Here is a 13,529-nt window from a genome sequence, read left to right as displayed (position 1 = left end):
GCGAAACGCGTGCGCGGCTCGTCGACGTCAATTGCAGCCAAAAGGGTACGCAATCGGCGTACCGGGCGCGAGGGTGTTTCGTAGAGGGAGTCTTCGACGGGCGCGCGGCATGGGGCGGCGCACCGAGCCGCGGCGGCGGCCGTGGGCAAGACGCGCGAAGGCCGGTGATCCGCGCGGAGTCCGGCGAGAAACGGCAAGGGCGAGGGAAACGGCGAGGGAAACGGCGAGGGAAACGGCGAGGGAAACGGCGAGGGAAACGGCGAGGGAAACGGCGAGGGCGGAATCGGTTCCGGCCGGCTCTCGGCGGCGCGCCGGGGCGCCGCCGAGAGCCGCGCGCCGCTCAGCGCGGCCCTTCGTACACCCATTCGAGCAGCGCGTCGTGCGCCGCGCGCGCGGCCGACGCGCGCTCGTCGTTGATGAAGCTGACGACGACGTAGCTCGACCCGTCCGCCGACGCGACATAGCCCGCGATCGCGCGCACGTCGCGCAGCGTGCCTGTCTTGATGTGCGCGTTGCCGCCGACGGGCGCGTTCGTCAGCCGGTTTTTCATCGTGCCGTCGACGCCCGCGATCGGCAGCGAATCGACGAACGCCTGCGCGATGGGGCTCGCGTTCGCCGCCTGCAGCATGTCGGCGAGCGACAGCGCGCTCACGCGCTCGTCGCGCGAGAGCCCCGAGCCGTTCTCGAGCGCGAGCCCGTCGGTCGGCAGCCCGCTGTGCGCGAGGAACGCGCGGATCGTGTCCGCCGACTGCGCGGGCGTCGCGGGCGGCCGGTGCTCGACCGCGCCGATCGTGAGGAACAGGTTGCGCGCCATCACGTTGTTGCTGAACTTGTTGATGTCGTGCACGACGCTCGACAACACCGGGCCGTGGTGCGACGCAACGGGCCGCGCGCGGCCCGGCACCTTGCCCTCGGCGATCGTGCCCGAGAACGCGCCGCCCGTCTGCCGCCACAGCGCGAGAAAGCCGCGCGCGAAGAACGCGGAATGGTTCAGCGCGGCGAGATTGGTCGTGGTCGGGCCGCAGCGCGGCGGATAGTCGCCCGCGAACGACGCGGTGAGCTCGCCGTTCGCGTCGGTCATGAGCGTCGGGCGCGCGGCGCCGCACGAGCCTTCGCCCTCGACGAGCTGGTTGTCGACGTTCAGGTTCGCGAGCGGCGGCACGACGTCGATCGCGATCGCGCCGTTGTCGGTCGGCGTCACCGTGAACGACAGCGCCTTGAACGCGTAGAGGAGCGGATCGGGGCCGACGTTGTACGGCGCGCTCGCGTCGTCGTCGAGCGGCGGCAGGTCGCGCGTCTCGGGCGCGAAGAAGGTCTTGTCGAGCACGAGCGAGCCGTCGACGTTGACGATGCCCGCGCGGCGGATCTTGTCGACGAGGTCGATCAGCTCTTCCGGCACGAGCTTCGGATCGCCCGTGCCCTTCACGTACAGCGTGCCGTGCAGCGTGCCGTTCTCGTCGACCGCGCCGTCCGCGTACGCGCTCGTGCGCCAGCGATAGTCGGCGCCGAGCAGCGACAGCCCGGCGTAGGTGGTGACGAGCTTCATCGTCGACGCGGGCTGCATCGGCCGGTTCGCGTTCCACGCGACGACGGGCGTTCGCTCGCCGATCCGCTCGATGACGACGCTCAGGCTCGACGCCGGCACGCGCGCGCGCTGCAGCGCGACGAGCACCGACGCCGGCAGCACGTTGCGCGCGGTCGAGACCGCGGCTGGATACCGCGGGGGCTTCTTGCGGGCGTCGGCGGGCGCGGCGAACGCGAGCGCGGCGCACGCGGCGACGAGCGCCGCGCCGCGCAGAATGGCGCGCGGCGCGCGGGCGGCGGGGCGGCTCGGGCGGGGCGAAGCGGCGATGCGGGCGGCGTTGGGATTCATCGACGAATACGGAACGGAAGCGCGGAACGGAATGTGACGTGTGCAAAAGGCGTGCGCGCTGCGGCGCAAGCCGCCCATTGTAGAGAAAACGGCGCGCAAGCAGCGTCGAAATCGGCAGATGGTCCGTTTGCGCACGAGGCGGCGCTACAATGTCCGCCATCTCGAACGCATGCGACGGACGTTTTTCAGGATGCGGATATTGCTGGTTGAAGACGATCGGATGATCGCCGAAGGGGTGCGCAAGGCGCTGAAGGCCGACGGCTGCGCGGTCGACTGGGTGCAGGACGGCGACGCGGCGCTCACCGCGCTCGGCGGCGAGGCGTACGATCTGCTGCTGCTCGATCTCGGGCTGCCGAAGCGCGACGGCATCGACGTGCTGCGCACGCTGCGCGCGCGCGGGCTCGCGCTGCCCGTGCTGATCCTGACCGCGCGCGACGCGGTCGCCGACCGCGTGAAGGGCCTCGACGCCGGCGCCGACGACTATCTCGTCAAGCCGTTCGACCTCGACGAGCTCGCGGCGCGCATGCGTGCGCTGATCCGACGCCAGTCGGGGCGCAGCGAATCGGTGATCCGCCACGGCGCGCTGACGCTCGATCCGGCGTCGCACCGGGTGACGCTCGACGGCGCGCCCGTCGCGCTGTCGGCGCGCGAATTCGCGCTGCTCGAGGCGCTGCTCGCGCGTCCGGGCGCGGTGCTGTCGAAGAGCCAGCTCGAAGAGAAGATGTACGGCTGGGGCGAGGAGATCGGCAGCAACACCGTCGAAGTCTATATCCACGCGCTGCGCAAGAAGCTCGGCTCGGACCTGATCCGCAACGTCCGCGGCCTCGGCTACATGGTCGTGAAGGAAGCGTAGCGCGTGAGGTCGATTCGCCATCAATTGCTGATCTGGCTGCTCGCGATCGTCGTGGCCGGAGTGGGGCTCGCCGGCTGGATGATCTACCGGCAGGCGCTCGCCGCCGCGAACGAGCTGTTCGACTACCAGTTGCAGCAGATCGCGGCCGCGCTGCCGTCCGAGCCGTTCTCGCAGGTGCTCGGCTCGCAGACGAACGGCGACGAAGGGATCGTGATCCAGATCTGGAACCGCAACGGGGTGCTGATGTACTTCTCGCATCCGCGCGCGCCGATCGCGCCGCGCGCCGAGCTCGGCTTTTCGACCGAGCGCACCGAGCGCGGCGCATGGCGCGTGTACGGCGCGATCGTCGGCGACAACGTCGTGCAGCTCGCGCAGCCGCTTTCGGTGCGCAACCGGCTTGCCGCGAGCGTCGCGCTGCGCACGCTGTGGCCGCTCATCGTGCTGCTGCCGTTCCTCGGCGCGGCCGTCTGGATGATCGTCGGGCGCGGGCTCGCGCCGTTGCAGCGCGTGACCCGCGCGGTCGAAGCGCGCCGGCCCGAGGCGCTCGATCCGCTGCCCGATTCGCCGCTGCCGCTCGAAGTGCGCCCGCTCGTGCACGCGCTGAACGGGCTGCTCGCGCGGCTCTCCGCCGCGCTCGACACGCAAAAGGCGTTCGTCGCGGATGCCGCGCACGAGCTGCGCACGCCGCTCGCCGCCGTGCAGATTCAGGCGCAGCTCGTCGCACGCGCGCAGGACGACGCGTCGCGCCGCGAGGCGATCGCCGATCTGCAAAGCGGCGTCACGCGCGCGACGCGCCTCGCCGAGCAACTGCTCGCGCTCGCGCGCGCGGAGCCAGGCGACGCGACGGTGCGCGAGCGCGTCGATCTGCGCTCGATCGTCGAGGAGTGCGTCGCCGCGCACGCGCCGCTCGCGCAGCGGCGCGACATCGATCTCGGCTTCGAGGAAGTCGAGGACGCGGCCGTGAACGCCGATCCCGCCGCGCTGCGCGTGATGTTCAACAATTTGCTCGACAACGCGGTGAAGTACACCCCGGAGGGCGGCCGCATCGACGTGTCGCTCACGCGCGGCGACGGCGCGCGGGCGCGCGTGCAGATCGGCGACAGCGGCCCGGGCATTCCGGCCGCCGAGCGCGAGCGCGTGTTCGATCGCTTTTACCGCGACACGTCGGCGCGGGCGCGCACCGACGTGTCGGGCAGCGGCCTCGGCCTCGCGATCGTCAAGCGGGTGGCCGCGCAGCAGCGCGCGACCGTGACGCTCGGCGAAGCGGCGGCGGGGGGGCTACTCGTGAGCGTCGTGCTGCCGTGCGCGGCCGACGCGTGACGGACCTGCGCGGGACGCGGCGGACGCGGGCCGCGCGCGGCGAAACGCCCGATGCTCGTTGCGAACCGCGAACCGCGAACCGCGAACCGCGAACCGCGAACCGCCAATCGCCAATCGCGAACCATGTTTCGTTGCGCCGCGCCACCGCACATCGGTTTTGCCCCCGACCGCGCCCGTCGTCCGGCCAATACGCCGCGCCCGGCGCGGCCCGGGCCCCAAGCTTGCTCGACAATTTTCGTCCGTTTAAGGGTTCCCGAAACCGATTAAGCCTGCTTTAAGACAGGGTCGCTACGCTTCGAACCATTAGACGAGGAGAACGATCGATGACTACCCGAATCCTTGCGCGTGGCGCAGTTGCCGCGGCCGTCGCCGCGGCGTTGGCGGCGGGGTACGTGGCGGGCACCCGTCACTCGGAGCCGCAGATCATCACGCCGGCCGTCGCCGCGCTGATGCCGGCCGAAGCGGCCGCGAAAACCGGCATTCCCGACTTTTCCGGGCTGGTCGAGACCTACGGGCCTGCCGTCGTGAACATCAGCGCGAAGCACGTCGTGCAGCGCACCGCGCAGCGTCGCGCGGCGCCGCAACTGCCGATCGACCCGGACGATCCGTTCTACCAATTCTTCCGACATTTCTACGGGCGGATTCCGGGGATGGGCCCCGGCGGTCAGCCGCAGCCGGACGACCAGCCGAGCACGAGCCTCGGCTCGGGGTTCATCATTAGCCCGGATGGGTATATCCTGACCAACGCGCACGTGATCGACGGTGCGAACGTCGTCACCGTGAAGCTCACCGACAAGCGCGAGTACAAGGCGAAGGTCGTCGGCGCCGACAAGCAGTCCGACGTCGCGGTGCTGAAGATCGACGCGTCGAGCCTGCCGACCGTGAAGATCGGCGATCCGGCGCAGAGCAAGGTCGGCCAGTGGGTCGTCGCGATCGGCTCGCCGTACGGGTTCGACAACACGGTCACGTCGGGCATCATCAGCGCGAAGTCGCGCGCGCTGCCCGACGAGAACTACACGCCGTTCATCCAGACCGACGTGCCGGTGAACCCCGGCAACTCGGGCGGCCCGCTCTTCAACCTGAACGGCGAGGTGATCGGCATCAACTCGATGATCTACTCGCAGACGGGCGGCTTCCAGGGCCTGTCGTTCGCGATCCCGATCAACGAGGCGATGAAGGTGAAGGACGAGCTCGTGAAGACGGGCCACGTGAGCCGCGGCCGGCTCGGCGTCGCCGTCCAGGGGCTCAACCAGACGCTCGCGAGCTCGTTCGGCCTCACGAAGCCCGACGGCGCGCTCGTCAGCTCGGTCGATCCGAAGGGGCCGGCCGCGAAGGCGGGGCTGCAGCCGGGCGACGTGATCCTGTCGGTCGACGGCGTGCCGGTGCAGGACTCGACGATGCTGCCCGCGCAGATCGCGAGCATGAAGCCCGGCACGAAGGCCGATCTGCAGATCTGGCGCGACAAGTCGAAGAAGACGGTGTCGGTGACGCTCGCGTCGCTGACCGAAGACCAGGCGAAGGCGGGCGTCGACGAGCCCGTCGAGCAGGGACGCCTGGGCGTCGCGGTGCGGCCGCTTTCGCCGCGCGAGCGCAACGGCTCGTCGCTCACGCACGGCCTCGTCGTCCAGCAGTCGGCGGGCCCTGCCGCGAGCGCGGGCATCCAGCCGGGCGACGTGATTCTCGCGGTGAACGGCCGGCCGGTCACGAGCGCGGAACAATTGCGCGATGCGGTCAAGCGCGCGGGCAACAGTCTTGCGTTGCTGATCCAGCGCGACGACGCCCAGATTTTCGTGCCGGTCGATCTGGGCTGAGCCGGGCCGATGTCCCGGCCGGCATGGCGGGCCGGCGCGACGGCCACGCGGCCGCCGCCCGCCGCCCGTCTTTGTTCGTCGCCGCCGCCGGTGGTCCCTGCGGGGCCTCCGGCGTCCGGCTGACAGATTCAAGGAGCGAATCATGCGACAGCAAACCATTTCCCACTACCTGATCGCGGCGGCGCTGGCTTTCGGCGTCGCGGGCGTCGCGCGCGCGCAGCCCGGCTTGCCGGACGTGCAGCATCAGGGCGATGTCGGCTTCGTGTCGGGCGGGGTGGGGCAAGACGAATCCACCGCGTTCCAGCGCAACGAGAGCAACTGGCCGCTCGCGCTGCGCTTCACGGGCGCGGGCGGCGAGTATCTCGCCGACGTCCACGTGTCCGTGGTCGACGCGAAGGGCGCCGAAGTGCTGAAGACCGACGCGCGCGGTCCCTACATGCTCGTCAGGCTGACGCCGGGGCGCTACACCGTGCACGCGAGCTACAACGGCAACGAGCAGACCCATGCGGTCACGGTGCCGGCGAAGGGCGGCGTGAAGGCGGCATTCTCGTGGAAGGCGCAGTGACCCCGCTGCGACGATGACGCCGCGCAATTTGCGGCGGTTTGGCCGATAATGCGATTACAAGCGGCGTTTCGCCGCGGCCATGCTAATTTTCGGCCGGCGCGTGCGCGCAGCGGCCGTAGGGGAAACCGATGTCCGACGCCGCAGGCCATCGCATCGAAATCGAGCCGAACCGCCATCGCGTTCGCGTGATCCATCGGGGGATCACCTATGCCGATTCGCTTGCCGCCTACACGCTGAGGGAATCGGGCCTGCCCGACGTCCAGTATCTGCCGCGCGGCGACGTCAACATGTCGCGGCTCGCGCCGTCCGATCGCGTGACGCGCTGCGAGCGCAAGGGGCCGGCAACCTATTTCCATCTGCATACCGAAGACGGCGTGATAGAGAACGCCGCATGGAGTTACGAGGAGCCGCCGGAGATCGCGGATGCGATCCGGCACTATGTCGCGTTCGATGCCGCGTGCGTCGACCGCATCGACGTGACGTCCTGACGCGGCGGCTCATCGGGGGAGGCGATCATGGAACTGAACGATGCGTTGTGCATTCCGCTCGCACCGTCCGTCGTCTGGGACGCGCTGCAGGATCTCGCGCTCGTGCGCGCGAGCCTCGATCATTGCGAGTCGTTTTCGCGGCTGGCGCGCGGCGAGTACGCGCTCGCGCTGACCGTGCCGCTCGGCCCGCTGCGCGCGCGCTACGACGTGCGTGCACACGTCGTCAGCGAGCGCCACGACGAGCCGGAGCACACGAGACGCACGCTGAACTTCCGGGCGCGTGCGGACGGCATCGGCGCGCTGCGCGGCCAGATCGACGTCGTGCTCGCGCCCGCCGACGATGCGCCGGACGCGATCCGCGGCGAGCCCGCGACGCGGATCGAATACGCGGTGTGGGCGACGGCGTCGGGCCCGCTCGCCGAGCTGCCGGGCCGCCAGATCCAGAATGCGCTGCACGAGCTTGCCGACGATTTCTTCACCGAGTTCTGCGAGGTCGTGCAGGCGAAGCACGGGCTCGCGCCGAACCGCGCGCGCGACGGCGCGCCGCGGCGGCAGCACGTGTTCCTGCGGCCAGCCGGGTTCACGGGCATCGCGCGCCGCGCGCATGCGCAGCATCTGGGCGGCGCGCTGACGGGGCGCGCGGCGAGCGCGCTCCACCATCGCGAATCGAACCCGGTGCCGCTGTGGGCGTGGGCCGCGATGATCTTCTTCGTCGCGCTGCTGCTGTATGTGGCGCGCTGGTTCAACGGCGGCTGAGCCTCGCCGTTTCTGACGCTTCGGCCCCGCCTCGGCCCCGCTTCGGCCGCTGCGCCGTGCCGGCGCTTCGCCGCGACGCCCAATCGGGCGCACACGGCGTTTCGCGCTGCTCGTCCGGCGCCGCGCATTTCGAGCATCTCGCGCATTTCGCGCATCTCGATTTCTCGCCCGATTCCCTTTCCGGCCCAGCGCGGCGAACGCCCGGCGCACGGCCGCTTCGTCACGCCGCGCCGCGCCGCCCGCTCAGCCGTCCTTGCGCATCGCGGGGCTCGTGCGCAGCATGTCGAAGCAGCCGTCGACGAGCTTTTCCGCGTGCCGCTCCGCATCGATCTCGCCCGGCAGCATCAGCATGTCGCGCACGAAGCCGCTCACGAGCGTGTGCAGCATCAGCGTCGCGCGCCACGTGTCGAGATCGGCCGGCAACTGGCCGTTCGCGACGCCCTGCGCGAGATCCGCTTCGATGTTGCGCAGCGCGTCGCGCATTCCTTCGCGGTTGCGCTGCAGGAGCGGCCCCATGTCCGCGACGTACTCGCACTTCATGAACAGGATGCTGAACACGCGCCGCAGCTGCGGATCGCGCGCGACGCCAAGCAGGCACCAGATCAGGATCTCGCGAATCCGGCCGAGCGGGTCGGCGTGCGGCGCGCCCGTGTCCGCCTTCAGCTCGTCGATCGGCAGCAGCACGCGGTCGAACATCGCGTCGAACAGCTCGCTCTTGCTCGCGAAGTGCCAATAGATCGCGCCGCGCGTGACGCCCGCGTGCTGGGCGATGTCGGCGAGCGACGTGTGCGACACGCCTTTTTCGAAGAAGACGTGTTCGGCGGCGTCGAGGATGCGGTCGCGCGTCGCGAGCGCCTCCTCCTTCGTGCGTCTGGCCATTCAGAAGCTCGTCATGTGCAAAGTCGAGGTCATTGCGTTAATAATAAGGGTTGCATCGCAGGCGCCGCATGCCGGTCGTTCCCGTCCGGCAGTTGTAAACCTTGGTAATTTGTAAGAAATTGTGCGGCGCATGAAGGACTTTTACATACATTCGTGAATGTATATACAATGCCAGCTTACGGCCGAATGGCTTTCGAGGCAATCAGTTAATATCCGTCTCTGCTGATTTCCCTCCTCATTGTTGTTCCGCGCGTACCGCGGTTGCTCCGCGCGGCGGCATCCCGGCACGGCAGTCACGTGCCGCTGTTGTATTCGCAGTCAAGCAATTCAGTTGTCCGATCCGCGCCGCAAGGCGCGTTCGTGTTGCGTCCCCGAGGGCCGGCACTTATTTCATCCAGTTACAAACGAGGTCGCTCCATGCGCGTCGAACGGGTTCCATACCGCTTAATCACTGTCGCGACAGCCGCCGTCTTCCTGGCCGCGTGCGGAAAAAAAGAATCGGCTCCGCCTCCTCAAACGCCGGAGGTCGGCGTCGTCACCGTGCAGCCGCAATCCGTGCCGGTGGTCTCGGAGCTGCCGGGCCGCACGAGCGCGTATCTCGTCGCGCAAGTGCGCGCGCGGGTCGACGGCATCGTGCTGCGGCGTGAGTTCACCGAGGGCGGCGACGTCAAGGCCGGCCAGCGCCTTTACAAGATCGATCCCGCGCCGTACGTCGCGCAGCTGAACAGCGCAAAGGCGACGCTCGCGAAGGCGCAGGCGAACCTCGCGACGCAGAACGCGCTCGTCGCGCGCTACAAGGTGCTCGTCGCCGCGAACGCGGTGAGCAAGCAGCAGTACGACGATGCGGTCGCCGCGCAAGGGCAGGCGGCCGCCGACGTCGGATCGGGCAAGGCGGCGGTCGACACCGCGCAGATCAACCTCGGCTACACGGACGTGGTCTCGCCGATCACGGGCCGCGTCGGGATCTCGCAGGTCACGCCGGGCGCCTACGTGCAGGCGAGCCAGGCGACGCTGATGTCGACCGTCCAGCAGCTCGATCCGGTGTACGTGGATCTCACGCAGTCGAGCCTCGACGGCCTGAAGCTGCGCCAGGACATCCAGAGCGGGCGCATCAAGACGGAAGGCCCGGGCGCGGCGAAGGTCACGCTGATCCTCGAGGACGGCAAGCCTTACTCGGAGCAGGGCAAGCTGCAGTTCAGCGACGTCACGGTCGACCAGACGACGGGGTCGGTCACGATCCGCGCGATCTTCCCGAACAAGCAGCGCGTGCTGCTGCCGGGCATGTTCGTGCGCGCGCGCATCGAAGAGGGGGTCAACGACAACGCGTTCCTCGTTCCGCAGATCGGCGTCACGCACGATCCGAAGGGCCAGGCGATCGCGATGATCGTCGACGAGAAGGGCAAGGTCGCGTCGCGCGTGCTCACGACGAGCGGCACGCAGGGCCAGAACTGGGTGGTCGAGGGCGGCCTGCAGGCGGGCGACCGCGTGATCGTGCAGGGCATCGACAAGGTGCGTCCGGGCATGTCCGTGAAGACCGCCGACGCGCAGTTGCAGGCCGCGTCGGGCGCCTCGCCCGCCCAGGCCGCGGCGGCGAGCGCGGCCGCATCGGGTGCCGCGCCGTCGAGCGTAGCCGCCGCGTCGAGCGCGCAATAACAGGGGGCCTGTTTCATGGCAAAGTTTTTTATCGATCGCCCGATCTTCGCGTGGGTGATCGCCATCATCCTGATGCTGGCCGGGGTCGCGGCGATCTTCACGCTGCCGATCGCCCAGTATCCGACGATCGCGCCTCCGTCGATCCAGATCACCGCGAACTATCCGGGCGCTTCGGCGAAGACTGTCGAAGACACGGTCACGCAGGTGATCGAGCAGCAGATGAGCGGTCTCGACAACTTCCTGTACATGTCGTCGACGAGTGACGACTCGGGCAATGCGACGATCACGATCACGTTCGCGCCGGGTACGAACCCGGACATCGCGCAGGTCCAGGTGCAGAACAAGCTGTCGCTCGCGACGCCGATCCTGCCGCAGGTGGTTCAGCAGCTCGGCCTGTCGGTGACGAAGTCGAGCAGCAGCTTCCTGCTCGTGCTCGCCTTCAACTCCGAAGACGGCAGCATGAACAAGTACGACCTGGCGAACTACGTCGCGTCGCACGTGAAGGACCCGATCAGCCGGATCAACGGCGTCGGCACCGTCACGCTGTTCGGCTCGCAGTACGCGATGCGGATCTGGCTCGATCCGACGAAGCTCACGAACTACGGGCTCACGCCGGTCGACGTGACGAGCGCGATCTCCGCGCAGAACGTGCAGATCGCGGGCGGCCAGCTCGGCGGCACGCCGGCCGTGCCGGGCACCGTACTGCAGGCGACGATCACCGAGCAGACGCTTTTGCAGACGCCCGAGCAGTTCGGCAACATCCTGCTGAAGGTGAACCAGGACGGCTCGCAGGTGCGCCTGAAGGACGTCGCGCAGATCGGCCTCGGCGGCGAAACGTACAACTTCGACACGAAGTACAACGGCCAGCCGACCGCGGCGCTCGGCATCCAGCTCGCGACGAACGCGAACGCGCTCGCGACGGCGAAGGCGGTGCGCGCGAAGATCGACGAGATGTCGTCGTACTTCCCGCATGGCCTCGTCGTCAAGTATCCGTACGACACCACGCCGTTCGTGCGCCTGTCGATCGAGGAAGTGGTGAAGACGCTGCTCGAGGGTATCGTCCTCGTGTTCCTCGTGATGTATCTGTTCCTGCAGAACCTGCGGGCGACGATCATCCCGACGATCGCCGTGCCCGTCGTGCTGCTCGGCACGTTCGCGATCATGTCGATGGTCGGCTTCTCGATCAACGTGCTGTCGATGTTCGGCCTCGTGCTCGCGATCGGCCTGCTCGTCGACGATGCGATCGTCGTCGTCGAGAACGTCGAGCGGGTGATGGCGGAAGAGGGCTTGTCGCCCAAGGAAGCGACGCGCAAGGCGATGGGCCAGATCACGGGCGCGCTCGTCGGCGTCGCGCTCGTGCTGTCCGCGGTGTTCGTGCCGGTCGCGTTCTCCGGCGGGTCGGTCGGCGCGATCTATCGCCAGTTCTCGCTGACGATCGTGTCGGCGATGGTGCTGTCCGTGCTCGTCGCGTTGATTCTGACGCCGGCGCTGTGCGCGACGATCCTCAAGCCGATCCCGCAGGGGCACCACGAGGAGAAGAAGGGCTTCTTCGGCTGGTTCAACCGAACCTTCAACGCGAGCCGCGACAAGTATCACGTCGGCGTCCACCACGTGATCAAGCGCTCGGGCCGCTGGCTCATCATCTATCTGGCGGTGATCGTCGCGGTCGGCCTGCTGTTCGTGCGTCTGCCGAAATCGTTCCTGCCCGACGAGGATCAGGGGCTCATGTTCGTGATCGTCCAGACGCCGTCGGGCTCGACGCAGGAGACGACCGCGCGCACGCTCGCGAACATTTCCGATTACCTGCTCACGCAGGAAAAGGACATCGTCGAATCCGCGTTCACGGTGAACGGCTTCAGCTTCGCGGGCCGCGGCCAGAACTCGGGCCTCGTGTTCGTCAAGCTGAAGGACTACTCGCAGCGGCAGAGCGCGAACCAGAAGGTGCAGGCGCTGATCGGCCGGATGTTCGGGCGCTATGCGGGCTACAAGGACGCGCTCGTGATTCCGTTCAACCCGCCGTCGATTCCCGAACTCGGCACGGCGGCCGGCTTCGACTTCGAGCTGACCGACAGCGCGGGTCTCGGCCACGACGCGCTGATGGCCGCGCGCAATCAGCTGCTCGGAATGGCCGCGAAGGACCCGACGCTGCAAGGCGTGCGCCCGAACGGCCTGAACGACACGCCGCAGTACAAGGTGAACATCGACCGCGAGAAGGCGAACGCGCTCGGCGTCACGGCGTCGGCGATCGACCAGACGTTCTCGATCGCCTGGGCATCGAGCTACGTGAACAACTTCCTCGATACCGACGGCCGGATCAAGAAGGTGTACGTGCAGGCCGACGCGCCGTTCCGGATGTCGCCGGAAGACCTGAACATCTGGTACGTGCGCAACGGATCGGGCGGGATGGTGCCGTTCAGCGCGTTCGCGACCGGCCACTGGACGTACGGCTCGCCGAAGCTCGAGCGCTACAACGGCATCTCGGCGATGGAAATCCAGGGCCAGGCCGCGCCGGGCAAATCGACCGGCCAGGCGATGGCGGCGATGGAAACGCTCGCGAAGAAGCTGCCGACGGGTATCGGCTATTCGTGGACGGGGCTGTCGTTCCAGGAAATCCAGTCGGGCTCGCAGGCGCCGATCCTGTATGCGATCTCGATCCTCGTCGTGTTCCTGTGTCTCGCCGCGCTGTATGAAAGCTGGTCGATTCCGTTCTCGGTGATCATGGTGGTGCCGCTCGGCGTGATCGGGGCGCTGCTCGCCGCGACGATGCGCGGGCTCGAGAACGACGTGTTCTTCCAGGTGGGGCTCTTGACGACCGTCGGCCTGTCCGCGAAGAACGCGATTCTGATCGTCGAGTTCGCGCGCGAGCTGCAGCAGATGGAGAAGATGGGGCCGATCGAGGCGGCGCTGGAGGCGTCGCGGCTGCGGCTGCGTCCGATTCTGATGACGTCGCTCGCGTTCATTCTCGGCGTGCTGCCGCTCGCGATCAGCAACGGCGCCGGCTCGGCGAGCCAGCACGCGATCGGCACGGGCGTGATCGGCGGGATGATCACGGCGACGTTCCTCGCGATCTTCATGATCCCGATGTTCTTCGTGAAGGTGCGGGCGGTGTTCAGCGGCGAGAAGGAAGACGCCGACGAAGCGCTGCGCCTCGCGCACGAGCACATGCACCGTGACGAAAAGCCGGAGCACGGCGACGACGCTGGCAAGAAGGATTAAGTGATGAAGCGAAAACATGCTTTGACTGCGCTCGCAGTCGCCCTGCTCGCGACGGGCTGCACGCTCGCGCCGCGCTACGAGCGTCCGGCCGCGCCCGTGTCGGGCGCGTTCCCGA

The 13,529-nt window shown here is 68.4% G+C and carries 10 protein-coding genes; 8 read left to right on the top strand and 2 right to left on the bottom strand.

Annotated elements, in window-relative coordinates; translation table 11 throughout:
- Positions 1 to 340: 340 nt before the first annotated feature.
- A complete protein-coding gene (dacB, locus tag WS91_RS06925; protein WP_059669991.1) occupies positions 341 to 1,873 on the bottom strand; it encodes a D-alanyl-D-alanine carboxypeptidase/D-alanyl-D-alanine endopeptidase in 1,533 nt (510 codons plus the stop codon).
- Positions 1,874 to 2,063: 190 nt separating this feature from the next.
- Between dacB and WS91_RS06920 the strand changes: the two genes are divergently transcribed.
- From WS91_RS06920 to WS91_RS06895, 6 genes are all read left to right on the top strand, one after another.
- Positions 2,064 to 2,726 carry a response regulator gene (locus tag WS91_RS06920; protein ID WP_038751711.1) on the top strand — a complete coding sequence of 221 codons (663 nt, stop codon included), beginning with the start codon at positions 2,064 to 2,066 and terminating at the stop codon, positions 2,724 to 2,726.
- 3 nt (positions 2,727 to 2,729) lie between these two features.
- Positions 2,730 to 4,046: an ATP-binding protein gene (locus tag WS91_RS06915; RefSeq protein WP_038751646.1), complete on the top strand. Its 1,317-nt coding sequence runs from the start codon at positions 2,730 to 2,732 to the stop codon at positions 4,044 to 4,046.
- A 323-nt stretch (positions 4,047 to 4,369) separates the two neighbouring features.
- Positions 4,370 to 5,857: a DegQ family serine endoprotease gene (locus tag WS91_RS06910; RefSeq protein WP_038751643.1), complete on the top strand. Its 1,488-nt coding sequence runs from the start codon at positions 4,370 to 4,372 to the stop codon at positions 5,855 to 5,857.
- 142 nt (positions 5,858 to 5,999) lie between these two features.
- A complete protein-coding gene (locus WS91_RS06905) occupies positions 6,000 to 6,422 on the top strand; it encodes a carboxypeptidase-like regulatory domain-containing protein (protein ID WP_038751641.1) in 423 nt (140 codons plus the stop codon).
- A gap of 128 nt (positions 6,423 to 6,550) precedes the next feature.
- Positions 6,551 to 6,910: a DUF427 domain-containing protein gene (locus WS91_RS06900; RefSeq protein ID WP_038751638.1), complete on the top strand. Its 360-nt coding sequence runs from the start codon at positions 6,551 to 6,553 to the stop codon at positions 6,908 to 6,910.
- 27 nt (positions 6,911 to 6,937) lie between these two features.
- The gene (locus tag WS91_RS06895; protein ID WP_038751636.1) at positions 6,938 to 7,666 is read left to right on the top strand and encodes a CoxG family protein; all 729 of its coding nucleotides are present in this window, start codon (positions 6,938 to 6,940) and stop codon (positions 7,664 to 7,666) included.
- Between the two features lie 243 nt (positions 7,667 to 7,909).
- On the opposite strand, the gene bpeR is transcribed toward WS91_RS06895, so the two are convergent.
- Entirely contained in the window at positions 7,910 to 8,545 is a 636-nt protein-coding gene (gene bpeR, locus WS91_RS06890) for a TetR family transcriptional regulator BpeR (RefSeq protein ID WP_038751633.1), read from the bottom strand.
- A gap of 417 nt (positions 8,546 to 8,962) precedes the next feature.
- On the opposite strand from bpeR, the gene WS91_RS06885 reads away from it, so the two are divergent.
- A complete protein-coding gene (locus WS91_RS06885; protein ID WP_059647208.1) occupies positions 8,963 to 10,198 on the top strand; it encodes an efflux RND transporter periplasmic adaptor subunit in 1,236 nt (411 codons plus the stop codon).
- Positions 10,199 to 10,213: 15 nt separating this feature from the next.
- The gene (gene bpeB / locus WS91_RS06880) at positions 10,214 to 13,414 is read left to right on the top strand and encodes an efflux RND transporter permease BpeB (RefSeq protein WP_059669979.1); all 3,201 of its coding nucleotides are present in this window, start codon (positions 10,214 to 10,216) and stop codon (positions 13,412 to 13,414) included.
- Positions 13,415 to 13,529 lie beyond the last annotated feature (115 nt).

Origin of the sequence: Burkholderia sp. MSMB1498 (assembly GCF_001526245.1) — a bacterium.
GTDB lineage: Bacteria > Pseudomonadota > Gammaproteobacteria > Burkholderiales > Burkholderiaceae > Burkholderia > Burkholderia savannae.
Note: the sequence above shows the minus strand (reverse complement) of the source record. Positions and strands in the feature narration are given on the sequence as shown.